The sequence below is a fragment of the Telluria sp. GW821-FHT07G12 genome, assembly GCF_059418525.1.
Window position 1 is genome coordinate 470,047 of the sequence record NZ_JBWKQA010000003.1, and the last position, 26,128, is coordinate 496,174.

Consider the following 26,128-nt stretch of genomic DNA (forward strand, 5'->3'; position numbering starts at 1 on the left):
GGCTTCAGAACGTGTAACGCGCCCCCAGGGTGAACAGCCGTCCGCGCGCGCCCTCGAAGTCCAGCGGGTTGTACGAGGTCGCGCCGTAGGTCGTCGGATCCAGCGGCGCCACCTTGTCGAACAGGTTCTGGATCGAGCCGAACACTTCCCATTGCGGCGCCGGCTTCCAGCGTGCGGTCAGGTCCCAGCTGATGAAGGAAGCCAGTTCGCAGTCCGCGTTCGGTGCGTTGGCGCCGTTGTCGAAGGTGACCGCGCAGCTGTCGCCGCGGAACAGGGTGTTCTCGATCTTGCCGCGGAAGTTGGCGTTGAGCGAAACCCGCCAGTCATTGCGCTCCCACCCCATCCGGAAGTTGGCGCGGTTGTCCGGCGTGCCGGCGCAGTTGGTCACGTCGCAGTTGCCGTGGGTGCCGGCGAATTCGCGCGAGGTGCCGTCCTGCTCGGTGCGCAGCCATTCGAAGAAGTGGGTGTACTTCACGTCGAAGGTGGCCGTGCCGTAGTTCTCGGGCAGCTTGTGGGCGTAGCGCGCATCGAGGTCCACGCCGCGCACCTTGGTCTGGGCCGAGTTGACGTAGCGCGTCAGCACCGCGGTGATGGGACCCGGGTCGCCGGCGATGCCGCTGGCGCCGCTCGGGTCGCGCGCCACCGAGCCGGTCGCGATGGCGGTTTCGAGCTGCTGCTGGTTGATCTCGTTCTTGCGCTTGATCTTCCAGTAGTCGACCGAGATGCTGGTGCGCGGCAGCGGGTCCCAGATCACGCCCAGCGTGTAGTTGCGCGAACGTTCCGGCGAGAGGGCAGGGTTGGGCGTCGTGATCACGGCCACGGCGCCCACGTTGCAGGCCACCTCGATGCCCAGGGCGCAGCGCACCGGGTCGTCTGCGGTCGCGAATGCCGCCAGGCCGCCGCGCCCGTTCTCGGCGAAGCTCGGGGCACGGAAGCCGCGCGCGAAGGTACCGCGCAGCGCAAACGAGCGCGCCGGCGTCCATTTCAGCCCCGCCTTCGGCGTATAGGAGTTGCCGACGTCGGTGAAGTGGTCCCAGCGCACGGCCGCCGAGGCCTCGAGGTTGAAGGGCAGCGGCGCCAGCGCTTCGCCATACAGCGCGAACACGTTGCGCTGGCCAGAGTAAGCGGAATAACCCAGGCCGATGATGTTGCCGCGTTCGGTGCCGGCGACCGGCTGCAGCTCGGTCTTCTCATGGCGCCATTCGGTGCCGACCGCCAGGCCCAGCGGACCGGCCAGCACAGGCAGGCCGGCAAATTCGCGCGTGGCCTTCAGGTCCCACTGGACCATCTTGGTATTGGCCGCGTTGCCGATCGTCGGCGACAGCGCCGCGTACAGGGCCGGCGAGTTCAGGCCGGCGTTCTCGCCGATGCGCCACACGGTGCCCGGCGGCAGGGCCGCGTAAGCCGGGCTGTTCGCCCTTGCCGCCGCCACGTTGGCCGGGCTCGGGTCGAGCAGGGCAAAGGCGACATCGCGCTGCAGGAAGCCGTCGTTGATGGTGTTGAGGTGGTTGTGCGAGAACAGCAGCGCGGAATCCCAGTCCCAGCCGGCATACGTGCCCTTGAGCCCGCCGACCCAGCGGACGAACTGGCCGTCGATGAGGCCTTTCACCGGGCCGACGTCGGCGGCCATGTAGCGCAGGCGCGCGGGCGTGCCGGGGAAGGGATTGTCCGGGTGGGTGGGACCGAGCTGGACGACGGCGTTGTTGACCGGGCCGCCAGGGAAGCCGACCGATTGGCTGACACCCGAAGGCGTGGCCGAGGTGCTGGTCTGGTTGGTGTAAAAGTTGAATTCGCTGTAGGCCTGGATGTCCGGCATGAGCTGGAAGGTGCCGCGCGCGAAGAAGCTGATGTTTTCCTGTTTCGGCAAGGCCTGGCCATAGAACCGGTCCGTGTCGAGCACGCAGCCGCCGCCGGGGTCGCCCTGCGGATAGTTGTTGGTGAGCCGGGCGCAGTCCGCGGCAGGGATCAGGCTGCCGCGGTTGACGTAATCGGTCGCGCCGGCCGGGCGTACGTTGCCGTTGATGGCGCTGCCGGCGGTACCGCTGTCGGGGACGATCGCACCGGTACCGCCCAGCCCCTGTTGTGAGGAATAGCCCCAGGGCCGCAGGTCGTCCTTGCCTATCCATTTCCGGCTGCCGCGGTCGCGGTACCAGATCGGATTGAATTTCTTGTATTCGACGCTGAACAGGAAGTTGTAGCGGTCGTTGTCGAGATTGCCGTAGCCCGAGGTAATGGCGGCCGTCGTCTCGTGGCCGTCCCAGTACTTGGTGATGCCGCGCTCGGCGCGCACAGTGGTGCCGGTGTAGTCCTTGCGCAGGATGACGTTGACCACGCCGGCGATGGCGTCGGAACCGTAGATGGCGGAGGCGCCGTCCTTCAGCACCTCGATGCGGTCGACGGCATCGCTGGGGATGATGTTCAGGTCGGAGAACTGCTTCTGGCCGTCGTCGGCCAGGCCGTAGGGCGCCATGCGGCGGCCGTTCAGCAGCACCAGGGTCGAGGCCGCGCCGAGGCCGCGCAGCGAGATGCCGGAGGCGCCGGCCGCGAAGCCGGCGCCGAAGCTGGCCGGCACCGAGCCCTGGTTGTCGACCGCCAGGGTCTGCAGCAGCTCGGCCACGCTGGCCTTGCCGGAGCGCTCGATGTCGGCGCGGTTCATGGTGATCACCGACGAAGACGTTTCGGCTTCGGAACGGCGGATGTTCGAACCGGTCACTTCGACGCGGGGGATGGGCTTGGCCGCGGCTTCCTGGGCCTGGCTCGCCACCGGCAGCGCGAGCAGGGCCAGGCCGACGGCGCCGCCTCCGGCGAACAGGCGGCGTACGGAGAGTGATATCGGGGTTTCAGTCATGTCCAGCTCCATTTAGAAGGAATAACGTGCGCCCAGCTGGTAGAAGCGGCCGCGGGCGCCGGCATAGTCGAGCGGGTTGTAGGCTTGGGCGCCGTAGGTGAGCGGATCGAGCGGCGCGACCTTGTCGAACACGTTCTCGACCGAGCCGAAGATTTCCCAGCGCGGCAGCGGCTTCCAGCGCGCGACCAGGTCGAGGGTGGTGAAGGAAGCCAGTTCGCAGTCGCCCGGGGCGTCGGCGCCGTTCGCCAGGTGGCTGGCGCAAGTCGGATTGCCCTTGAACAGCCTGTTGTCGAGCTTGCCGCGGTAGTTCACGTTGGCCGAGACGCGCCAGTCGTTGCGCTCCCAGCCCAGGCGCAGGTTGGCGCGGTTGTCCGGCGTGCCGGTGCAGTTGGTGACGTCGCAGTTGCCGTGGGTGCCGGCAAAATCGCGGGAGGTGCCGTCCAGCTCGGTACGGGTCCACTCGAACATGTGGGTGTACTTGATGTCGAAGGTGGCCTGGCCCCAGTTGTCCGGCAGCCGCTGGGCATAGCGGGCGTCGATGTCGATCCCGCGCACCTTGGTCTGGGCCGAGTTGACGTAGCGCGTCAGCACGGCGGTGATGGCGCCGGGGTCGCCCGGGATGTTGCTGATGCTGGCCGGGTCGCGCGCCACGTTGCCGGCGGCGATGGCGGCATCCACCTGCTCTTGGTTGATCTCGTTACTGCGCTTGATGGTCCAGTAGTCGACCGAGAGGCTGGTGCGCGGCAGCGGGTCCCAGATCATGCCCAGGTTGTAGCTGCGCGAGCGTTCCGGCGACAAGTTGGGGTTGGGCGAGGTGATCAGGGCGATGGCGGCAGGATTGCAGACGCTGGTCACGCCCAGTGCGCAGCGCAGCGGGTCCGCGGCGGTCGAGAAGGCCGCCAGGCCGCCGACGCCGTTCTCTGCCGGGCTCGGCGCACGGAAGCCGCGGGCGAAGGTGCCGCGCAGGGCGAACTCGCGCGTCGGGGTCCATTTCAGGCCGGCTTTCGGGGTGTAGGAGTTGCCGACGTCCGTGAAATGGTCCCAGCGCAGCGCGGCCGAGGCTTCGATGTTGAAGGGCAGCGGCGCCAGCGCCTCGCCGTACAGCGCGAACACGTTGCGCTGGCCGGCATAGGCCGAGTAGCCCAGGCCGATGATGTTGCCGCGCTCGGTGCCGGCGGTCGGCTGCAGCGCCGTCTTCTCGTGGCGCCATTCGCCGCCCAGCGCCAGGCCCAGGGGCGCGGTCAGCCAGGGCATGCCGCCGAATTCGCGGGTGGCCTTGAAGTCCCACTGGCCGATCTTGCTGTTGGCGCTGTTGCCGATGGTGGGCGACAGCGCCGCGTACAGGGCCGGCGAGTTCAGGCCGGCGTTCTCGCCGATGCGCCACACGGTGCCGAGCGGCAGCGCCGCATACGCCGGGCTGTTCAGCAGCGCGGGAGCAATGTTGGCCGGAGTCGGGTTGAGCAGGGCGAAGGCGACGTCGCGCTGCAGGTAGCCGTCGCGGTTGTTGTTGACGTGGCTGTGCGAGAACAGCAGGGACGTATCCCAGTCCCAGCCGAAATTGCTGCCCTTGGCGCCGCCCAGCCAGCGGATGAAGTTCGACTCGATGCCGGACTTGCGCGGACCGACGTCCCATGCCAGGTAGCGCAGGCGCGCGGCGGTGCCGAAGTAGGGGTTGTCCGGATGGTTGGCGCCGAGCGACACGCCGGCGTTGTTGACCGGCCCGCCCGGATAACCGACGGAGGTGCTGACCGCCGACGGCGTGGTGGAGGTGTCGCTGGTGCTGGTGTACCAGTTCAGCTCGCTGTACAGCTGGATCTCGGGCGTGTACTGCCAGGTGCCGCGCGTGAAGAAGCTGAGGTTTTCCTGCTTGGGTTCGATCTGGTTGTATTGCTGGGTCGAGTCGATGATGCAGCCGCCGCCGGGGTCGCCCTGCGGGTGCGAGGTCAGGTTGGCGCAGGCCGCGCCCGGGAAGGTGCGGGTGAATCCCGGCCCGGCCAGGTTGCCGCGGTTGTAGTAGTTGGCGATGTCGGCCGGATTGCGCACGTTGCCGTTGATGGCGTTGCCGGCCGCGCCGCTGTTCGGCACGATCGCGCCGGTGCCGCCCAGCGCCTCGTTGGCCGAATAGCCCCAGGGCCGCAGGTCGATGCGGCCGATGTAGTCGCGGTCGGCTCGGTCGCGGTACCAGATCTCGTCGAATTTCTTGTACTCGAGGCTGAACAGCAGGTTGTAGCGGTCGGCGTCGAGGCTGCCGAAGCCCTTGGTGAAGGCGACATTGGTGCGCTTGCCGTCCCAGTCCCCGGTGGCGCCGCGCGAGCCGCGTATCGTGGTGCCGGTGAAATCCTTGCGCAGGATGACGTTGACGACGCCGGCGATGGCGTCGGAACCGTAGATGGCCGAGGCGCCGTCCTTCAGCACCTCGATGCGGTCGACGGCGTCGCTGGGGATGACGTTGAGGTCGGAAAACTGCTTCTGGCCGTCGTCGGCCAGGCCGTAGGGCGCCATGCGGCGGCCGTTCAGCAGCACCAGGGTCGAGGCCGCGCCGAGGCCGCGCAGGGAAATGCCGGAGGCGCCGGACGCGAAGCCGTTGCCGAAGGTGGTCGGCACCGAACCCTGGTTGTCGACCGCCAGTGTCTGCAGCAGCTCGGCGACGGTGGACTTGCCCGACTTCTCGATGTCGGCGCGGTTGACGGCGATCACCGACGACGCGGTCTCGGCTTCCGAGCGGCGGATGTTCGAACCGGTGATCTCGACGCGTTGAATCGGCTTGGCCGCGGCTTCCTGGGCCTGGCCCGTCATCGGCAAGGCGAGCAGCGCCAGGCCGACGGCGCCGCCACCGGCGAACAGACGGCGCACGGATAGGGATATAGGGGTTTCGGTCATGTCCAGCTCCAGTGGCTATGGGAGGATCCCTGCCGGATTGGCGGGGGTATGCCGCGACTTTTGCATTCAAACGGCATAAGCGAATGACATCCCTCAACCGTCTCCGGCAGACCCACATGCGGTGTCGGATTCACGCAACCAGATCGCATGTCTAGACATTCGCACCCGACGGCGTGCGGCAGATAAAGCGCTTGCCAATGCTCATACATTGTTGTTATAGTCAGCCCGACCACCCCCGGACGACACCATGCGCCACACTGCCTTCTTTACCTTTTATTTTTGGTTTAGCCATTCCAGCCCAACGGCGGTGGAGTAGCGGCAGGTTCACGCGACAGCAGAACGAAGTCCGACGCAAAATTCCAGAAAAACCGCCAGCGATGGCGGTTTTTTCATTTACAGAACGGAGAACAGCAATGCCACGTACCGACGATCTACGCATCCGCGAAATGAAGGAACTGACGCCGCCGGCGCACCTGATCCGCGAGTTTCCGGTGACGCCGGCGGCCGAGCAGACCGCGGCCAACGCACGGGTGGCGCTGCACCGCATCCTGCACGGCCAGGACGACCGCCTGCTGGTGGTGATCGGCCCCTGCTCGATCCACGACACGAAGGCGGCGATGGAGTACGCGCGCCGCCTGGCCGGCGAGCGCAAGCGCTTTGCCGGCGAGCTGGAGATCGTGATGCGGGTCTACTTCGAGAAGCCGCGCACCACGGTCGGCTGGAAGGGCCTGATCAACGACCCCTACATGGACAACAGCTTCCGCATCAACGACGGCCTGCGCATGGCGCGCGAGCTGCTGCGCGACATCAACGAGCTGGGCCTGCCTGCCGGCACCGAGTTCCTCGACGTGATCAGCCCGCAGTACATCGCCGATCTGGTCAGCTGGGGCGCAATCGGCGCGCGCACCACCGAGTCGCAGGTGCACCGCGAGCTGGCCTCCGGCCTGTCCTGCCCGGTCGGCTTCAAGAACGGCACCGACGGCAACATCAAGATCGCGGCCGACGCCATCAAGGCCGCCTCGCAGCCGCACCACTTCCTGTCGGTGACCAAGGGCGGCCACTCGGCGATCGTGTCGACCGCGGGCAACGAGGATTGCCACATCATCCTGCGCGGCGGCAAGGCGCCGAACTACGACGCCGCCAGCGTCGAGGACGCCTGCAAGCAGCTGGCCGCCAACGGCCTGGCCAGCCGCCTGATGATCGACGCCTCGCACGCGAACTCGAGCAAGAATCCGCAGAACCAGGTGCCGGTGTGCGCCGACATCGCCGGCCAGATCGCAAGCGGCGACGACCGCATCGTTGGCGTGATGGTCGAGTCCCACCTGGTGGGTGGGCGCCAGGACCTGGTGCCGGGCCAGGAGCTGACCTACGGCCAGTCGGTGACCGACGGCTGCATCGACTGGGACACCAGCGTGAAGGTGCTGGAAGGGCTGGCGGCGGCGGTGCGCCAGCGCCGCGTGCGTCAGGACTGAGCGCGGAAGAATCGAGCGCGGCAGGATAAAAAAACGGCGAACCGAGGTTCGCCGTTTTCGTTACGGCCGCCGTACTGGCGGCCGTTGCCGTGGATTAGAACTGGTAGCGTGCGCCAGCCTTGAAGTAACGGCCGATGGCGCCGCTGGCGTCCATCGGGTTGTAGCTCAGGCCGCCGTAGGTCAGCGGGTCCAGCGGGGCGATCTTGTCGAACAGGTTCTGGATCGAACCGTAGATCTGCCAGTTGGCGCTCAGCTTGTAGCGGGCCGACAGGTCGACCGTGGTGAACGAGGCCAGGCGGCAGTTGCCCGGCGCCGAAGAACCGTCGGCGAATTGCGAGGCGCACTTGTCGCCTGCGAAGCGCACGTTCTCCATGTCGCTACGATAGTTGGCGATCGCGCTGACGCTGAGGGCATCGCGTTCCCAGGTGGCGTTCACGCTGATTTTGTCCTTCGGCGTGCCGGCGCAGTTCGAGGTATCGCAGTTGCCGTGGGTGCCAGCGTACTGGAACATCGTGCCGCTCTTCTCGGCGCGCACCCAGGTCGCGACGTGGGTCCAGGTCAGGCCGACGACGGCGCGGCCGTAGCTGCCCATCGGAATGCGCTGCTTGAGGTCGAGGTCGATACCCTTGACCTGGGTGTAGCTCGAGTTCAGGTAGGGCGCGTTCGACAGCAGCAGGGTGCCGGTGTTCGGCTTGACGACGCCGTTCACGACCAGGTTGTTGTCGCTGCGGATCGCGGTCGGCAGGGCTGCCGCTTCAACATAGGACAGCGGGTTGATCTCGTTGCTGCGCTTGATCTTCCAGCCATCCAGCGAGAAGCTGGTGTTCGGCAGCGGATCCCAGACCATGCCCAGGGTGTAGCCCTTGGACTCTTCCGGTTGCAGGTTCGGGTTGCCGACCTTGACCGCGCCGATGGTGATCGAGCAGTCGGCCTGGGTGGCGCCGCCGGCAGCCGGGACACCGCCCGGGCAGCGGATCGGATCGCGGACCGACGAGTTGCCGGTGCTCTGGCTCTGGGCGCCGGATTCTGCCGGACCCGGGGCGCGGAAGCCTTCCGAATAGGTGCCGCGCAGCGCGAAGGTCTTCAGCGGGGTCCACTTGGCGCCCAGCTTCGGCGTGGTCGAGCTGAAGTTCTTGTAGCGGTCGTAGCGCACCGCGGCGGTCAGTTCGACCGTCTTGAGCACCGGCGCAGCGACTTCGACGAACACCGCCTTGACGTCGTCGGTGCCCTTGGCGGCCACGTAGGACGAGTTGATGGTGCCGTCTTCCGAACCCGACAGCGACGGGTTGTCCAGCTTCAGGCGGCGGTATTCGCCGCCGACCGCCACGCCCAGGTTACCGCCAGGCAGTGCGAAGTATTCACGCGAAGCCTTGAAGTCGACCACGTCCAGCTTGGTGGTCGAGTGCGACTTGGCGTTCACCACCAGGGCGGCGTACAGCGATGCCGGATTCTTGTTCGACTGGGCGCCGATGTAGTACGGGAAGTACTTGCTGTTCGGGTTGCCCAGGGCGTCCTGCAGCACCTTCATGTTCAGCATGTTGCTGTAGTTCAGGTCCAGCGCCGATTCCGAATGGGTGTAGCCGGTGTCGAAGTCCCAACCGAAGCGCGAGCCCTTCAGGCCGACCACGAAGCGGCTGAACGCGTTGTCCGCCGAGCGGGTGCTGGCGCCGACGTCGAACAGCGAATAGCGCACACGGGCAGGGGCGCCATACGGGTTCTGCGGATGGTTCGCGGCCATCAGGATGGTGTTGCCGTAGACGATGATGCCCGACGGGTTGGCGGCGTTCGGCGGGAAGGCGACGGTGCCGTTGGTGTTCGGCGGCACCAGCGTGAATTCGGTGTCGCGCTTCGAGTAGCCGGCCTCGGCGTAGAACTGCAGGTCGTTCTCGAGGTTCTTGGTGAAGCGGGTGTACAGGTTCAGGCCGCCGATCTGCGGCTGCATGGAGCGGAACTGGTCGGCGTACCACAGGCAGCCGCCGTTCGGGTCCTGGGCCGTCACCGGCGAGAACTGCGAGCAGCCCGGCAGGCCGACATAGTTGCCGGTCTTCGGATCGCGGATTGCGCCGGCCGGGCTGGCGGTGGCGCTGCCCGGGGTGATGTAGCCGGAGGCGAACTGGCCGTTGGCGGCGTAGCCCCACGGACGGATGTCGCCGGCGCCGATCCACTTGCGGTCGGAACGGTCCTTGTTCATCACTTCGTGGTTGCCGTAGACCTCGGCGTTGATCATCCAGTTGTAGCCGTCTTCGTCCAGGCGGCCCTTGCCCCAGGTAATCGCTGCCTTGGCCTGTTCGCCGTCGCTGTAGCGCGACTCGCCGGCCTCGGCCTTGAACACCAGGCCGGTGAAGTCCTTGCGCAGGATGATGTTGACCACGCCGGCAATGGCGTCGGCGCCGTAGGTTGCCGACGCGCCGTCTTTCAGCACTTCGATGCGCTCGACGGCTTCCATCGGCACGGTCGACAGGTCGGTGAAGCTCTTCTGGCCGTCGTCGGCGCGCGCGAACGGCGCCATGCGGCGGCCGTTCAGCAGCACCAGGGTCGAGGTGGCGCCCAGGCCGCGCAGCGAGATCGCGGTCGAACCGGCGGCAAAGCCGTTGCCGAAGCCGGTCGGCAGCGAGCCGGCGCCATCGGCAGTCAGGGTCTGCAGGTATTCGGCGACGGTGGTCTTGCCGGATTTGACGAGGTCATCGCGGCTGATCACCTGGATAGGCGAAGCGGTCTCGGCGGTGGCGCGCTTGATGCTCGAGCCGGTCACTTCGACGCGCTGGATGGCGCCGGATGCGGCGTCCTGCGCCATGGCGACGTTGCCGAACGCCACGGTGGCGAGGGCGAAGGAGACTGCTTGGGCTACAGCTTTTCTTTTAAACATTACTACTCCAAGAAATGGTCTGAATATTGGACTACAAATACATATGCTTTTATTACAATTTTTGGCATGCATATGCCAACAAGTACCAGCACTAGATGTGACCAATCGGCGTTCGGTGAAAAATTAGAATGTTTTCACTTAACAGCCTATCAGAGCATCCTTGTTCATCTTGTGTCAATATGATTCCTGCTCGACATTGTAGAAATGCCACAATTGTATTGCTCCCCCTTGCGTGGTGCTTGAAGATTTTTTCGCTGCAACTCGTGCGTTCTGGTCTATAGTTTTGCTTTTCATCCGGAATCATCGATGCTTGCTTATATCCTCCGGCGGCTGTGGCAGATGCTGCCAACCATGGCCGGCGTCGTGGTCTTGGTCTTCGTCCTGTTCAACTGGGTGGGCGGCGATCCGTCCTACCTGCTGGCGGGGAAGATGGCGGATGCGCAGGCGATCGCCAATATCCGCACCCAGCTCGGCCTGGACCAGCCCTGGTACGTGCAGCTCGGGATCTTCGTCAGGCAGATCCTGACTTTCGACTTCGGCAATGCCTGGAGCACCGGCGAGCCGGTCTCGCACATCCTGTCGACCCGGCTCGGACCTTCGCTGACGGTGCTGGTGCCGCTCACGGTGCTGGAGACCCTGATCGGGATCGCGCTGGCGCTGGCCATTGCCTTCGTGCGCGGCTCGCTGACCGACCGCCTGGTGATGGTCGCCTGCACGGTCGGCATGTCGATCTCGATCCTGGTCTACATCATCGTGTTCCAGTACGGCCTGGCTTATAAACTCGGCCTGTTCCCGGTCCAGGGCTGGGGCGACCACTTCCTGGAAAACCTGCTGCGCTACGCCACGCTGCCGATCCTGATCGGCCTGACGGTGTCGGTGGCGCCGACCCTGCGCCTGTTCCGCAGCTTCGTGCTGGACGAAGTCGGCCAGGACTATGTGCGCACCGCGCGCGCCAAGGGCCTGTCCGAGCGCCGCATCGTCTGGGTGCACGTGCTGCGCAATGCCGCCATCCCCATCATCACCTACGTCATGGCGAACCTGCCGGCGCTGCTGATCGGCGCCTTCCTGCTGGAGCGCTTCTTCGGCATCCCCGGCATCGGGCGCGAAGTGATCCTGGCGGTCGAGCGCAGCGACTTCCCGGTGATCAAGGCGATCACGGTCTACGTGGCCGCGGCGACCATGGTGTTCAACCTGTTGGCCGATCTGATGTACCAGGCGGTGGACCCGCGCGTGCAGCTCAAATGAGTTTTTGAATGAATCAAACGATCGAAAATGTCTCGCCCGGCTTGTGGGCGCTTGCCTGGCGGCGCCTGCGCGCCGACCGCATCGCCATGGCTTCGCTGGCGGTGGTGATCCTGTTCCTGCTGTCGGTGCTGTTATCAAGCACCGGCCTGGTGGCGGCCGACTGGGAGAACGAGGTGGCGGTGAACTATGCGCCGCCCGGTTTCATCGGGCCCGATCCCGCATTGGCGGCCTTGAGCCGACCGCCTGCGCCGACGCCGCCGAATGCCTTCGACCCGCTGGCGGCCGATGTCTCCGCATTGAAGACGGAGCTGGCCCGGCAAGGGCACGCCACGCAAACCGTGAAGGCGGCGACCTTGCCCTTCGGCGCCGACAAATGGGGCCACGACATCCTCAAAAAAACCATCAAGGGCGGCCAGACCTCCATCGTGGTCGGTTTGGTGGCGGCGGTGGTGGCGGTGGCGCTCGGGACCCTGTTCGGCGCCATCTCCGGCTTCTACGGCGGCAAGGTCGACGACCTGTTCAACTGGTTCTACAGCATCTTCACTTCGATACCCTCGATCCTGATGATCCTGACGGTGGCGGCGGTGCTGCAGACCAAGGGCGTGCTGACCATTGTGCTGATCCTCGGGCTGACCGGCTGGACCGGGCCGTATCGCCTGATCCGCGCCGAGTACATCAAGCACAAGGCGAGGGAATACGTGATGGCGGCCGACGCCATCGGCGCCTCGAGCTGGCGGCGCATGTTCTCGCACATCCTGCCCAACGTCTCGCACGTGGCGCTGGTGCAGATGTCGATCCTGGTGGTGGGCTTCATCAAGGCCGAGGTCATTTTGTCCTTCCTCGGCTTTGGCGTGCCGGTGGGCGTGGTGTCCTGGGGCAGCATGCTGAACGAGGCGCAGAATGAGCTCATCCTCGGCAAGTGGTGGCAGCTGGCGGCCGCCGCGAGTGCGATGGCCTTGCTGGTGACGGCCTTCTCGCTGTTTGCCGATGCGCTGCGCGATGCGCTCGATCCGAAATTGAAGTGAGCTCGATATGACTGTAGATCAGCCTTTGCTCGAGGTGCGCGACCTGCGCGTCTCCTTCCGCATCGACAAGAAGCGGACCTTCGAAGCCGTCAAAGGCATCTCCTTCAGCCTGCCGAGGAACGCCACCGTGGCCCTGGTCGGCGAGTCCGGCAGCGGCAAGTCGGTCAGCTCGCTGGCCGTGATGGGCCTGCTGCCTGCCGAGACCACGATCATGCACGCGGGCTCCTCGATCCGCTTCGACGGCCGCGAGCTGCTCGGCCAGTCCATCGAGGCCCGCCGCAAGCTGTGCGGCAAGGACATCGCGATGATCTTCCAGGAGCCGATGTCCTCGCTGAATCCGGTGTTCACGGTGGGCTTCCAGATCGGCGAAGTGCTGCGCCAGCACCTGGGCATGGACAAGCGCCAGGCGCGCGCCCGCACGCTCGAACTGCTGGACGAAGTCGGTATTCCCGACCCGGCAAACAAGATCGACGCCTACCCGAGCCAGATGTCGGGCGGCCAGCAGCAGCGCGTGATGATCGCGATGGCGATCGCCTGCGAACCGCGCCTCCTGATTGCCGACGAGCCGACCACGGCGCTGGACGTGACGATCCAGAAGCAGATCATGGAACTGATCGCGCGCCTGCAGAAGAAGCACCAGATGTCGGTGCTGTTCATCACCCACGACCTCGGGCTGGTGGGCGAGATTGCCGACCGCGTGATCGTGATGCGGCATGGCGAAGTGCGGGAAGAGGGCGAGGCCGCGCAGGTGCTGCAGCAGCCGGCGGATGCGTACACGCGCGCGCTGCTGCACTGCCGGCCGAAGCTGGACGAGCGGCCGGTGCGCCTGCCTGTCATCGACGATTATCTGAGCGGGCGTTTTGCGGCGGATGTCGAGCTGCCGCAGCGTGCGCGGGGCTATGCGCCGGACGACGACAATGTGCTCGACGTGCGCGGTTTGCAGAAGAGCTTTTATCTGCGTGAAGGCTTGTTCGGCAAGCGCGAGTTCAAGGCCGTGAAGGATGTCTCGTTCACCCTGCCGCGCGGGAAGACCTTGGGCGTGGTCGGCGAATCGGGCTCGGGCAAGACCACGGTCGGCCTGACCCTGCTGCGCCTGCACCGCGCCACCGGCGGCAGCGCCATGTTCGAGGGCCGCGACCTGCTGGCGATGAGCGAGCGCGAGTACCAGGCCTATAAACGGCGCATCCAGATCATCTTCCAGAATCCCTATGCCTCGCTGAACCCGCGCTTCACGGTCGGCCAGATTTTGCTGGAGCCGATGCGCATTCACCGCATCGGTGCCAACGACGCCGAGCGCGTCGAGCATGCCCACTATCTATTGAAACGCGTCGGGTTGCCGGAGCAGGCCTTCCACCGCTATCCGCACGAATTCTCCGGCGGCCAGCGCCAGCGCATCGCCATCGCGCGCTGCCTGACGATGAAGCCGGAGATCCTGGTGTGCGACGAGTCGGTGTCGGCACTGGACGTCTCGGTCCAGGCCCAGGTGCTGAACCTGCTGCAGGACCTGCAGGACGAGTACAAGATGAGCTACATCTTCATCTCGCACGACCTGTCGGTGGTGAAGTACATCTCCGACCGTGTGATGGTCATGCACCACGGCAGCGTGGTTGAAATGGCCGACTCGGACGAGCTCTACCGCAACCCCCGGCATCCCTACACCCAGACCCTGCTGGCCGCCATCCCGCGCGGCGCCTGAAAATTCGGGGTCAGAGCACATTTTGCTAAAAATTCGGGGTCAGAACACTTTTTGTTATCGCCCTAATTGGGCCGATTGGGATGGAAGCTCGGTTAACGGAAAAGATCAGACGGATTCCGGAAAAGAGCTCTGACCCCGAATTTCGTCGAAAAAGTGCTCTGACCCCGATTTGTTTTTGGCCCGATTTGTTTCGCGGCAAACTGGCGCTGGAGTTCAAGATCGCGTGTGATGATGTCGTCAATTTCATCAAATCAGTGAGCGCGAACGTATGAAACAGAGCCAGCCGCTGCGCCGGGACTTCCTGCGCTATATGGGTACTCTCGCGGCCCTGTCGGCCCCCGCGATGCAGGCCGCCGCCAACGAGAAGGACAAGATCAGCTTTCCGCCAATCGACGCCAGGACCGAAAAGCCGGAGAAGACCGAGCCGCCGGCCGATCCCATGAGCGAGCGGGTCGGCATCGCCATCGTCGGCCTGGGCCGCATCGCCGTGAACGAGATGCTGCCGGCTTTTGCGCAATCCAAGCACGCAAAGCCGGTGGCCCTGGTCAGCGGCGACCGCGCCAAGGCGCTCAAGATCGCGCACCAGTATGACATCCCGGAAAGCGCGATCCTCGACTACAAGGACTACGACAAGCTGGCGAACATGCCGGAAGTGCAGGGCGTCTACATCGCGCTGCCGAACAGCATGCACGCCGAGTACACGGTCCGCGCCGCCCGCGCCGGCAAGCACGTGCTGTGCGAAAAGCCGATGGCCAACAGCGTGGCCGAGTGCCAGCAGATGATCGATGCCTGCCGCAAGGCCGGCAAGAAGCTGATGATCGCCTACCGCAGCCAGTACGAGCCGATGGACCGCGCCCTGGTGAAGATGATCAGGGAGAAGAAGCTGGGCGCGCTGAAGGAGTTCATGTCGGTGAATTCGCAGAACATGGGCGATCCCCAGCACTGGCGCCTGAAGCGTGCGCTGGCGGGCGGCGGGGCGCTGCCGGACGTCGGCCTGTACTGCATCAACGCCGCGCGTTTCCTGAGCGGCGAGGAGCCGGTCGAGGTCATCGGCAACACCTGGTCGACCCCTGGCGACGCCCGCTTCAAGGAGGTCGAGGAATCCTGCCAGTTCATCCTGCGCTTCCCCAGCGGCTTCATCGCCAGCTGCAGCACCAGCTATGCCGCGCATAAATCGCAGTTCTTCCGCCTGAACGCGGCCGAGGCCTGGGCCGAGATGAATCCGGCCTACGCCTACCACGGGCTGAAGCTGAAGGTCTCGCGCGTGGTCGAGGGCAAGGAGCAGGCAAGCGATATCCAGATCGAGCAAAAGAACCAGTTCGCGGCCGAGATGGATCACTTCGCCCAGTGCGTCCAGCAGAACAAGGACGTGCACACGCCGGGCGAGGAGGGCCTGCAAGACCAGCGCATCATGGAAGCGATCTACGAATCGGCGCGCACGCACCGTGCAGTGAAGCTGAGTGCGCCCGGAAAGACGCGCGGACCTGAGCCACAACAGGAGGGATAAGCGTTAATATAGGAGCATGGCCCAGCTCTTCCACCTGATACACACCTATGGCGCGTTGATCGTCTTCGGCACCGTGCTGCTCGAGCAGATCGGTTTGCCGATTCCGGCGTTTCCGGTGCTGATCATCGCGGGGGCGCTGGCGGTCGACAAGGGCGCCAACTGGGCCCTGTTCCTGGCGGCCAGCATCGCGGCCTGCCTGCTCAGCGATTATTTCTGGTTCTGCGCCGGCCGCTACTACGGCAAGCGCGTGCTGCGCCTGCTGTGCAAGATTTCGCTGTCGCCGGATTCCTGCGTCAGCCAGACCGAGGACAACTTCACCCGCTGGGGCGCCAAGTCGCTGGTGGTGGCCAAGTTCATCCCCGGCTTCAACACGATCGCGCCGCCGCTGGCCGGCGCCATGGGCACCAGCACCCAGCGCTTCGTCTGGCTGTCGGTGGCCGGCGGCCTGCTGTGGAGCGGCGTGGGCATGGGCCTGGGCGCCTGGTTCCACGGCAGCGTCGACGACGTCATCGGCTGGTTCGAGACCCTCGGCAGCACCGCGCTGATGGTGGTCGGCGCCTTGCTGGCCCTGTTCGTGTTGCTGAAGTACATAGAGCGCCGCCGCAACCTCGGCGCCGCCGACCTGCCGCGCATCACCGCCGAAGAGCTCAAGTCCCTGCTCGAAGCCGGCCACGACCCGCTGATCGTCGACGCCCGCGGCGTTACTGCGCGCCAGCTGGAGCAGGGCATTCCCGGCGCGCTCATCTTTGGCGATGAAAAGCCGGAGCGCTTGATGGCCACCCTCGATCGCGAGCGCCACATCGTGGTCTATTGCACCTGCCCGAACGACGTCACCGCGGCCCAGGTCGCGAAAACCTTCATCGCCAACGGTTTTCATCGCGCCCGCCCGCTGCGAGGCGGCCTCGACGCCTGGAATGCCCAGTGCGCCGCCGGCGAGCCGGATGCCGAGCTCAGGACGAAAGCCGGCTGAGAGCGCCGGCAACACGTCTGTTTCCTCCAGGTTTGGTAGCTCGACTACTCGTCGATTGTGGCTGATTTGCGGTCAATTCCCAGAGCATCGCAAGGCTCTGTACCTAAACTACAATAAATGCTTGCGCCCAAGCCAATAAATCCTTAAGCTTCGGTAATCTGTTTCCGAGCTTTCGCCATGACCGCCGCACCTGCATCCTCCGCTCTCCAGCCCTCCACCGCGTCCGTGACTCCGCTTGCCGCACATGCCAGCCCGCGCCTGCTCGCCGACATCGGCGGCACCAATGCGCGTTTCGCGCTGGAACTGGGCCCGGGCCGCATCAACCACATTGAGGTGCTGGCGTGCAGCGCTTATCCGACCCTGGGCGAGGCCATGCGCGCCTATCTGGCGCTGCCGGAAGTGGCGGCGGCGGGCATGGTGCATCATGCGGCGATCGCGATCGCCAATCCGGTGATGGGCGACATGGTGCGCATGACCAATCACCACTGGGAATTCTCGATCGAGGCCCTGCGCCGCGAGTGCGGCTTCGACACCTTTGTTGTGGTCAACGATTTCGAGGCGCTGGCAATGGCGCTGCCCTGGCTGCTCGATACCGATAAGGTGCAGGTCGGCGGCGGTGCGCCGGTGAATGGGGCGCCGATCGGCCTGCTGGGCGCGGGCACCGGCCTCGGCGTTTCGGGCCTGGTGCCGTCCCCGGACGGCAAGAGCTGGACCGCGCTGCGCAGCGAAGGCGGCCACGTCACCTTTGCGCCGGCCAACGAGACCGAGGTTGCGATCCTGCAGTACGCCTGGCGCGAATTCGAGCACGTCTCGGCCGAGCGCATGCTGTCCGGCGCCGGCGTGGAACTGATCTACCGTGCGCTGGCGGACTACCGCAAGGCGGCGCTCGAGCCGCTGGACGCCCCGGAGATCTCGCGCCGCGCCCTGGCCGGGGAATGCGCGATCTGCGAGGAAGTGGTCGAAGTCTTCTGCGGCATGCTGGGCACGGTGGCCGGCAACCTGGCCGTCACCCTCGGCGCCCAGGGCGGCGTGTACATCGGCGGCGGCATCGTGCCGCGCCTGGGCGAGCGCTTTGCGCGCTCCTGCTTCCGCCGCCGCTTCGAGCAGAAGGGCCGCTTCGCCGGCTACCTGGCGGCCGTTCCCACCTATGTGATCACGGCCGAGTACCCGGCCTTCCTGGGCGTTTCCGCGATCCTGGCCGAGCGCCTCGGCGCTTGAGCGGGCGCAGGCCGGCGCCTCGCCCGGCCGCCGCCGCACATTCCTCCGTGTGCGGTATCGCCCTTTCCGGGTTTTTATCGGGTACAATGGCCGCCAATTGGTAGAAACGATGTCGTACGCTTTCCTGGCACGCCCGGAGCCTTGCCTCCACAGCCTGGTTTCCTCCCTGCGCCAGCAGCCCCGTTTCTCCTGAAAGTCACTCATTGCAGTCCGCTTTCCGGCGGGCTGCCGCGTAGCCGGCCCCAGAGCCTGCTACGGAATCCGCCCGGTGCTCCCCACCTGGCCACGGAACCCAGTTTCAACGCGTACTGTCTCATCCGGGGGCGTGAGCCGTTGACCGGTTTGTGTTTGATATTTTCTATGGTGTTATGAACACTGATGAGGCCAAGAAGGTCCTCGAGACCGCCTTGCTGTGCGCGCGCGAGCCGATGACGATCCACGGCATGAAGAAACTGTTCGCCGACGTGGATGCGAACGGCAGGCAGATCGGCGTGGGCGTGGGCGCCGACACGATCAAGATTTTGCTGGAAGAACTGCGCCAGGACTGGCAGGACCGCGGCATCGAGATCGTCAGCCTGGCATCCGGCTGGCGCTTCCAGAGCCGGCCCGAAATGAAGCCTTACCTGGACCGGATCGCACCGGAAAAACCGCCGAAATATTCGCGCGCAACGCTGGAAACGCTGGCGATCATCGCCTACCGCCAGCCGGTCACGCGCGGCGACATCGAAGAAATCCGCGGGGTGGCCGTCAACTCGCAGACGATCAAGATGCTGGAAGACCGTGGCTGGATCGACGTGATCGGCCACCGCGAGGTGCCGGGACGGCCGGCCCTGCTGGGCACGACCCGGCAATTTCTCGACGACCTGGGCCTGGCCTCGCTGTCGCAGCTGCCGCCGCTGCAGCAGGTGGCGGACGGCACCGAAGGGCGCAGCCTGGCAGCGCTGGAAGCGGCCTTGCAACAATTTGATGAACACGAACCTGCGCCCGCAACCGGCGAACAAGTAAACGAAGAATGATGAATCCAATCGATACCAACGAGACGACCCCTGTCGAAGCAGGGCTGGAGACGGCCGCCAAGCCGAAGCGCCGCACGCGCGCGCAGGCCGCCGCCGAGGGCGCGCAGCCGGACGCCGGCGCCGCAGTGGCCGCCGAGGCCAAGCCGAAGCGTACGCGCAAGGCCGCCGTCAAGCCGGCCGAGGGCGAAGCCAGCCCGGCCGCCGCATCCGTGGCCGCGCCGGCCGCCGATGCTGCTCCGGCGGAGCAGGCCGCCAAGCCGGCCCGCAAGCCGCGTGCCAAGAAGGCCGACGCCGACCAGGCCGTCGCAGCGCCGGCGCCCGCCGCCGCGCCGGCGGTCGAAGCCGCGCAAGCCGCGACGGCAAGCCACGGCGATGGCCAGGACGCGCAGGACGGCGCCCAGCGCAAGCCGCGCGGCCCGCGCCAGATGCGCGAGCAGCGCCAGGTGCGCGAAGCGCGCGAGCCGCGTCCGCAGGCCGATAGCGCCGACGCCGTCGCTGCTCAGCCGGCCGAGGCCGCTGGGGAGCAGGGCGCCGAGCCGCGTGGCGAACAGCGCGCCGAGCAGCGCCGCGATCCGCGCCAGGGTCAGAAGAACGGCAAGAAAGGCCAGCAGCGCGGCAAGCCGGGCCAGCAGGGTCAACAGGCCCAGGCAGGCCAGCCGGGCCAGCCCGCTCAGCAAGCCCAGCAGGGCCAGGCCGGCCAGCAAGGCAAGCAGCAGGGCAAGAACAAGAATGCCCGCGGCGGCAAGGACAACAAGGGCGGCAAGGCCAACGACGCCGACGCCGTGTTCTCCTTCGTCACCTCGGGCGATTTCGACGCCCACGAGGGCGGCCGTGGCCAGTCCAAGGCGTCGAATGCGCGCCGCGACCTGACCGCCGACGACGACGCGCCGAAGCTGCACAAGGTGCTGGCCGAGGCTGGCCTGGGTTCGCGCCGCGACATGGAAGAGCTGATCATTGCCGGCCGCGTGTCGGTGAACGGTGAGCCGGCCCACATCGGCCAGCGCATCCTGCCGACCGACGCCGTGCGCATCAACGGCAAATTGCTGCAGCGCCGCGTGAACAACAACAAGCCGCCGCGCGTGCTGGTGTACCACAAGCCGGCCGGCGAAATCGTCAGCGCGGACGATCCGGAAGGCCGTCCGTCGGTGTTCGACCGCCTGCCGAACATGAAAACCGGCAAGTGGCTGGCCGTCGGCCGCCTCGACTTCAACACCGAAGGCCTGCTGCTGTTCACGAATTCCGGCGATCTGGCGAACCGCCTGATGCACCCGCGCTATAACATCGACCGCGAGTACGCCGTGCGTACCCTGGGCGAGCTGGAAGAAGGCATGCGCCAGAAACTGCTGGCCGGCGTCGAGCTGGAAGACGGCCTCGCGTCCTTCACCAAGATCGCCGACGGCGGCGGCGAAGGCGTCAACCGCTGGTACCGCGTGGTGATCGGCGAAGGCCGCAACCGCGAGGTGCGCCGCATGTTCGAGGCGGTCGGCCTGACCGTCTCGCGCCTGATCCGTACCCGCTACGGCGCGATGACCCTGCCGACCGGCCTGAAACGCGGCCGCTGGGAAGAGCTGGAAGAAAACGACGTCCGCAACTTCATGAGCGCCTTCGGCATCGAGAAGAAGGGCGGCACCGGCCAGGCCCAGGCCCCGGGCCAGAAGCCGAAGCACGGCGGCGGCAAGGATCGCAACGGCGGCGGCATGGACCGTACCGATGGCAACCGCATCGACCGCGCCGACGCCAACCGCAACGTCGACCCGTTCGGCCCGCCGGTAGTACGTGTCGGCTCGCAGCAGGGTGGGCGCGGCCAGGGCGGCGGCATGGGCGGCGCCCAGGGCCGCGGCGGCAATGGTTTCGGCGGCCAGGGGCGCAGTGGCGGCCAGGGCAGGAATGGCGGCCAGGGTCAAGGCCAGGGCCAGGGCAGGAATGCCGGCCAGGGCCAGGGCCGCAGCGGTGGTGGTGGTGGTGGTGGCGGCGGCAAGGGTCCGCGCCAGCCGGATCCGCTGCAGACCACCTTCGGCTTTGCCGGCGCCGGCCAGAACCGTCGTCCGCATGGTCCGCGGGTTGCCGATAACGGCATGCCGCGCCGCGGCCGCAGAGGTTAATTCGCGCCATTTGGCGGCCGAAGCATCGCTCCGGCCGCCAAAGGTGTAAACTGTTGCATACCTGTTCATTTTGCAGCGCAGCGATTGCGGGCTGCCCTGTATCGGGTTATAATTCGCAACCAATTAAAGTTCTTCCCGGCGTTTTGTTTGGTGTAGGAACTTTCATCTGGTTGGAAATATAAGAAGATGGGCAGTTGCCCATTTTTTTTTTGTTGAATCGTTTTACGAGGTCCGGACCCGGACCGGGAATCTGGAGAAGTCAGTGCAGCTGTTTGATTTGATTGCCACGACGGTCGGAGGACTGGGCTACGAACTCGTCGATATCGAGCGTGCCGAGCGAGGCATCCTGCGCGTGTACATCGATTTCCCGGCGGCGGTAGCGGACGAAAAAGGACCGATCTCGGTCGAGGATTGCGCCACGGTGAGCCACCAGCTGTCGCACGTGTTCACGGTCGAAAACGTGGATTACGAGCGCCTGGAAGTGTCGTCGCCCGGACTGGACCGTCCGGTGCGTACCCTGGCCGACTTCGAGCGCTTTGCCGGCCATGAATGCACCGTCAAATTGCGCGTCGCGATGCCCGGCACCGCGAATCGCAAGACCTGGACGGGCATCCTGCATGCACCGGAAGGCGACAAGATCGGATTGGAATTTGAAGGCAAGGATGGTCCGGCGTTATTGGAATTTACGCTGGCCGAACTGGACAAGGCACGACTGGTGCCGAAGGTGGATTTTAGGAGTCGCAAAGCATGAGTCGCGAAATTTTGTTGTTGGTTGATGCGCTTGCGCGCGAAAAAAATGTCGATAAAGAGGTCGTGTTCGGCGCGCTCGAGTTCGCGCTGGCACAGGCCACGAAAAAGCGCTACGAGGGCGAGGTCGACATTCGCGTGAGCATCGACCGCGACACCGGCGAATTCGAAACCTTCCGCCGCTGGCACGTGGTGCCGGATGAAGCCGGCCTGCAGCTGCCCGACCAGGAAATCCTGCATTTCGAAGCGAAAGAGCAGATCGCCGACATCGAAGTCGACGAATACATCGAAGAGCCGATCGAGTCGGTCGAGTTCGGCCGCCGTTTCGCCCAGGACACCAAGCAGGTCGTGCTGCAGCGCGTCCGTGACGCCGAGCGCGAGCAGATCTTGCAGGACTTCCTGGAGCGCGGCGACTCGATGGTCACCGGCACCATCAAGCGCATGGAACGCGGCGACGCCATCGTCGAATCGGGCAAGATCGAAGCGCGCCTGCCGCGCGACCAGATGATCCCGAAGGAAAACCTGCGTATCGGTGACCGCGTCCGCGCCTTCATCCTGCGCGTGGACCGCAATATGCGCGGCCCGCAGGTGATCCTGTCGCGCACCGCGCCGGAATTCATCATGAAGCTGTTCGAGCTGGAAGTGCCGGAAATCGAGCAGGGCCTCTTGCAGATCAAATCGGCTGCCCGCGACGCCGGCGTGCGCGCCAAGATCGCCGTCTTCACGGCCGACAAGCGCATCGACCCGATCGGCACCTGCGTCGGCATGCGCGGTTCGCGCGTGCAGGCCGTGACCGGCGAGCTGGGCGGCGAGCGCGTGGACATCGTGCTGTGGTCGGAAGACCCGGCCCAGTTCGTGATCGGCGCGCTGGCCCCGGCCAACGTGTCCTCGATCATGGTCGACGAAGAGAAGCACGCGATGGACGTCGTGGTCGACGAAGAAAACCTGGCGATCGCGATCGGCCGTTCGGGCCAGAACGTGCGCCTGGCGTCCGAGCTGACCGGCTGGAAGATCAACATCATGACGGCCGAGGAATCGGCCAACAAGGCCGAGCAGGAAACTGCGGTCGTGCGCGCCCTGTTCATGGAAAAGCTGGACGTGGACGAGGAAGTGGCGAACATCCTGGTCGAGGAAGGTTTCTCGAGCCTTGAGGAAATCGCTTACGTCCCCATTTCGGAAATGCTCGAAATCGAATCGTTCGACGAAGACACCGTCAACGAACTGCGGACCCGCGCCCGTGACGCGCTGGTGACCGAGGCGATCGCTTCCGAAGAAGGTCTCGAGGGCATGGAAGAGGCGCTGGCCAACCTGGAAGGGATGGACCGCACCACTGCAGGCAAGCTTGGCCTTGCCGGCATCAAGACCCTCGAGCAATTCGCGGGCCTGGCCTACGACGAGTTCAGCGCCATCCTGGCCCTGCCGACCGAGCGTGCCCGCGAACTGATCAAAAACGAATTTAATGATGTGACCGACGATGAGATGAAGCTGGTCGACAGTAAATATGATGACCGCGCCAAGGCGCTGCAGGCAAAAGCCTGGAGCCTGGCAGAAACGGCCAAGGCATAATTTGCAAATCTTTATCATCTCGCGACACAAGAAAAGAGGACTGAATGGCGAGTAACAACGTAGCCCAATTTGCCACCGAACTGAAGATGCCTGCGGACTTGCTGCTGACGCAGCTGCGTTCTGCTGGCGTCGAGAAAAGTTCGACGTCAGATCCCTTGTCCAAAGATGATAAGGATAAGCTGCTGAACCACCTGCGCCGTACCCACGGCGCCGTCGAATCGGGCGAAAAGAAGAAGATCACGGTCACCCGCAAGGAAACCTCCGAGATCAAGCAGGCTGACGCAAGCGGTAAATCGCGCACGATCCAGGTCGAAGTTCGCAAGAAGCGCACCTTCGTGCAGCGTGACGACCTGGTCACGGCCAAAGCCGCCGCGACCCCGGTCGTCGACGCCGCCGAGCAGGCGCGCCGCGACGAGGAAGCACGCCGCCAGTCGGAACTGCTGGCGCGCCAGGAAGCGGAACTGCGCGAAAAGCAGGAACGCCTGGCCAAGCTCGAATCCGAAAAGGCCGAGCAGGCCAAGGCTGCTGAAGAGCAGGCCAAGCGCGACGCCGAGGAACGCGCCCAGCGTGAAGCGGCTGTTGCCGCCCAGGCCGATGCAGCCGCCCAGGCCGACGCCGCAGCCGGCGCCGCCGGTGCTGCCGCCGAAGCCAAGAAGGCTGCCGCCGACGAAGCCAAGAAAGCCGCTGCCGAGGAATCCAAGCGCAAATCCGACGAAGCCGCCAAGGAAGCTGCCGAGCGCGCTGCCGCCACCGAGCGTGCACGCAAGGCCGTGGCCGACGAAGTGGCCCAGATCAAGGCCATGATGGCCCAGCCGCGCCGCGTCATCAAGGCGCCGGAAGTGCCTGCACCGAAGCCGAAGACGGCCGAAGCCGCAACCCTGCACAAGCCGGCAACCACGGCCAAGCCGGGCGAAGCCAAGCCGGCCGATTCGACCGGCAATGGCGCGCGTGCCAAGCCGGGCGACAAGAAATCGATCAAGTCGGCCAATGTGGCCTCGACCTGGTCGGACGAGAAGAAGCGCGGCGCTCCGGGCGGCGGCATGAAGGGCCGTGGCGCCCCGTCGACCGGCCGTGACGGCTGGCGTGCGGGCGGTGGCCGTGGCGGCCGTCGTGGTCATGACGACCGTGAAACCAACTTCCAGGCCCCGACCGAGGCGATCGTCAAGGACGTCCACGTGCCGGAAACCATCACCGTGGCCGAACTGGCGCACAAGATGTCCGTGAAGGCATCCGAGGTCATCAAGCAGCTGATGAAGCTGGGCCAGATGTGCACCATCAACCAGGTGCTGGACCAGGAAACCGCGATGATCGTGGTGGAAGAGATGGGCCACAAGGCCTTCGCTGCCGCCGAGGACGATCCGGAAGCGCTGCTGGCCGATCAGGGCGAGCACGCCGAGTTCGAGTCGAAGCCGCGTGCGCCGGTCGTGACCGTTATGGGCCACGTCGACCACGGCAAGACCTCGCTGCTGGATTACATCCGCCGCGCCAAGGTTGCTGCGGGCGAAGCCGGCGGCATTACCCAGCACATCGGTGCATACCACGTGGACACCCCGCGCGGCATGGTTACCTTCCTGGATACCCCGGGTCACGAAGCCTTTACGGCAATGCGTGCCCGTGGCGCCAAGGCAACCGACATCGTCATCCTGGTGGTGGCGGCGGACGACGGCGTGATGCCGCAGACCAAGGAAGCAATCGCCCACGCGAAAGCTGCGGGTGTGCCGCTGGTCGTCGCAATTAACAAGATCGATAAACCGGGTGCGAACACCGACCGCGTGACCCAGGAACTGGTTGCCGAAGGCGTGGTGCCGGAAGAATACGGCGGCGAGTCGCCGTTCGTCCCGGTGTCGGCCAAGACCGGCCAGGGCATCGACGACCTGCTGGAAAACGTGCTGCTGCAAGCCGAAGTGCTGGAACTGAAAGCACCGGTGGAATCGCTGGCGCGTGGTCTGGTGGTCGAAGCCCGCCTGGACAAGGGCCGCGGCCCGGTCGCCACCATCCTGGTGCAGTCGGGTACCCTGAAGCGCGGCGACGTCGTGCTGGCAGGTTCGTCCTTCGGCCGTGTCCGTGCGATGCTGGACGAGAACGGCAAGTCGGTGACCGAAGCGGGTCCGTCCTTCCCGGTCGAGATCCAGGGCCTGACCGAAGTACCGAGCGCCGGCGAAGAAGTCATGGTCATGGCGGACGAGCGCAAGGCGCGCGAGATCGCACTGTTCCGTCAAGGTAAGTTCCGCGACGTGAAGCTGGCCAAACAGCAGGCAGCGAAGCTGGAAAACATCCTCGACCAGATGGGCGAGGGCGAAGTCAAGAACCTGCCGCTCATCGTCAAGACCGACGTGCAGGGTTCGCAGGAAGCGCTGGTCGGTTCGCTGCAGAAGCTCTCGACTTCGGAAGTGCGTGTCCAGATCGTCCACGCTGCAGTCGGCGGCATCACCGAGTCGGACGTCAACCTGGCGACCGCGTCGAAGGCAGTCATCATCGGCTTCAACGCCCGTGCAGATGCCCAGGCGCGCAAGCTGGCCGAGACCAACGGCGTCGACATCCGTTACTACAGCATCATTTACGATGCGATCGACGAGATCAAGACGGCACTGTCGGGCATGCTGGCGCCGGAGAAGCGCGAGACCATCACCGGCCAGGTCGAGATTCGCCAGGTCATCCTGGTGTCGAAGGTCGGCGCGATCGCGGGCTGCCTGGTCACCGATGGCGTGGTCAAGCGTACCTCTTCGGTCCGCCTGCTGCGCAACAACATCGTGATCTGGACCGGCGAGATCGATTCGCTGAAGCGCTTCAAGGACGACGTGAAGGAAGTCCGTGCCGGTCTCGAGTGCGGCCTGTCGCTGAAGGGCAACAACGAAATTCAGGTCGGCGACGTTCTGGAAGTCTTCGAAGTGCAGGAAGTCGCTCGTACGCTGTAAGTATTAGCTTGGTAGTACCATTTGGGGTCAGGAGGCTCGCGCCAGCGGCGCGAGG

At 65.5% G+C, this 26,128-nt stretch carries 14 protein-coding genes and 1 pseudogene; 12 read left to right on the forward strand and 3 right to left on the reverse strand.

All coding sequences use genetic code 11. The features are described 5' to 3' along the window. Window positions 1-4 precede the first annotated feature (4 nt). Window positions 5-2,848 carry a TonB-dependent receptor gene (locus tag AC07PE_RS14625; RefSeq protein ID WP_498765600.1) on the reverse strand — a complete coding sequence of 948 codons (2,844 nt, stop codon included), beginning with the start codon at window positions 2,846-2,848 and terminating at the stop codon, window positions 5-7. Window positions 2,849-2,860: 12 nt separating this feature from the next. Continuing rightward, window positions 2,861-5,728 carry a TonB-dependent receptor gene (locus tag AC07PE_RS14630; RefSeq protein ID WP_498765602.1) on the reverse strand — a complete coding sequence of 956 codons (2,868 nt, stop codon included), beginning with the start codon at window positions 5,726-5,728 and terminating at the stop codon, window positions 2,861-2,863. 413 nt (window positions 5,729-6,141) lie between these two features. On the opposite strand from AC07PE_RS14630, the gene aroG reads away from it, so the two are divergent. After that, on the forward strand, window positions 6,142-7,200 hold the full coding sequence (gene aroG / locus AC07PE_RS14635; protein ID WP_498765604.1) for a 3-deoxy-7-phosphoheptulonate synthase AroG: 1,059 nt from the start codon (window positions 6,142-6,144) through the stop codon (window positions 7,198-7,200). Window positions 7,201-7,294: 94 nt separating this feature from the next. Here aroG and AC07PE_RS14640 read toward each other — a convergent pair whose 3' ends face one another. Further along, a complete protein-coding gene (locus AC07PE_RS14640; protein WP_498765606.1) occupies window positions 7,295-10,066 on the reverse strand; it encodes a TonB-dependent receptor in 2,772 nt (923 codons plus the stop codon). Between the two features lie 306 nt (window positions 10,067-10,372). Here AC07PE_RS14640 and AC07PE_RS14645 point away from each other — a divergent pair, with 306 nt between their 5' ends. From AC07PE_RS14645 to infB, 11 genes and pseudogenes are all read left to right on the forward strand, one after another. Then, complete coding sequence (locus AC07PE_RS14645; RefSeq protein WP_498765608.1) at window positions 10,373-11,311, forward strand: ABC transporter permease; 939 nt, start codon at window positions 10,373-10,375, stop codon at window positions 11,309-11,311. 8 nt (window positions 11,312-11,319) lie between these two features. Continuing rightward, window positions 11,320-12,336, forward strand: a complete 1,017-nt coding sequence (locus AC07PE_RS14650; RefSeq protein WP_498765610.1) for an ABC transporter permease — start codon at window positions 11,320-11,322, stop codon at window positions 12,334-12,336. 7 nt (window positions 12,337-12,343) lie between these two features. Next, window positions 12,344-14,032, forward strand: coding sequence for an ABC transporter ATP-binding protein (locus tag AC07PE_RS14655; RefSeq protein ID WP_498765612.1), 1,689 nt, complete (start codon window positions 12,344-12,346; stop codon window positions 14,030-14,032). A 268-nt stretch (window positions 14,033-14,300) separates the two neighbouring features. Then, window positions 14,301-15,539: a Gfo/Idh/MocA family protein gene (locus tag AC07PE_RS14660; protein WP_498765614.1), complete on the forward strand. Its 1,239-nt coding sequence runs from the start codon at window positions 14,301-14,303 to the stop codon at window positions 15,537-15,539. Window positions 15,540-15,555: 16 nt separating this feature from the next. Then, window positions 15,556-16,509, forward strand: a complete 954-nt coding sequence (locus AC07PE_RS14665) for a VTT domain-containing protein (RefSeq protein WP_498765616.1) — start codon at window positions 15,556-15,558, stop codon at window positions 16,507-16,509. A gap of 177 nt (window positions 16,510-16,686) precedes the next feature. Further along, window positions 16,687-17,727 (forward strand): glucokinase, encoded by a 1,041-nt coding sequence (locus AC07PE_RS14670; RefSeq protein ID WP_498765618.1) that lies wholly within the window; start codon window positions 16,687-16,689, stop codon window positions 17,725-17,727. A 368-nt stretch (window positions 17,728-18,095) separates the two neighbouring features. After that, window positions 18,096-18,719: pseudogene (gene scpB / locus AC07PE_RS14675) on the forward strand (SMC-Scp complex subunit ScpB); the annotation flags it as partial. 23 nt (window positions 18,720-18,742) lie between these two features. Beyond that, on the forward strand, window positions 18,743-20,845 hold the full coding sequence (rluB, locus tag AC07PE_RS14680) for a 23S rRNA pseudouridine(2605) synthase RluB (RefSeq protein ID WP_498765620.1): 2,103 nt from the start codon (window positions 18,743-18,745) through the stop codon (window positions 20,843-20,845). A gap of 262 nt (window positions 20,846-21,107) precedes the next feature. Then, window positions 21,108-21,596, forward strand: a complete 489-nt coding sequence (gene rimP / locus AC07PE_RS14685; RefSeq protein ID WP_498765622.1) for a ribosome maturation factor RimP — start codon at window positions 21,108-21,110, stop codon at window positions 21,594-21,596. Then, window positions 21,593-23,158: a transcription termination factor NusA gene (gene nusA, locus AC07PE_RS14690; RefSeq protein WP_498765624.1), complete on the forward strand. Its 1,566-nt coding sequence runs from the start codon at window positions 21,593-21,595 to the stop codon at window positions 23,156-23,158. The genes rimP and nusA overlap by 4 nt, the downstream gene beginning before the upstream one ends. Window positions 23,159-23,202: 44 nt before the next feature. After that, complete coding sequence (gene infB / locus AC07PE_RS14695) at window positions 23,203-26,073, forward strand: translation initiation factor IF-2 (RefSeq protein ID WP_498765626.1); 2,871 nt, start codon at window positions 23,203-23,205, stop codon at window positions 26,071-26,073. Window positions 26,074-26,128: the final 55 nt, after the last annotated feature.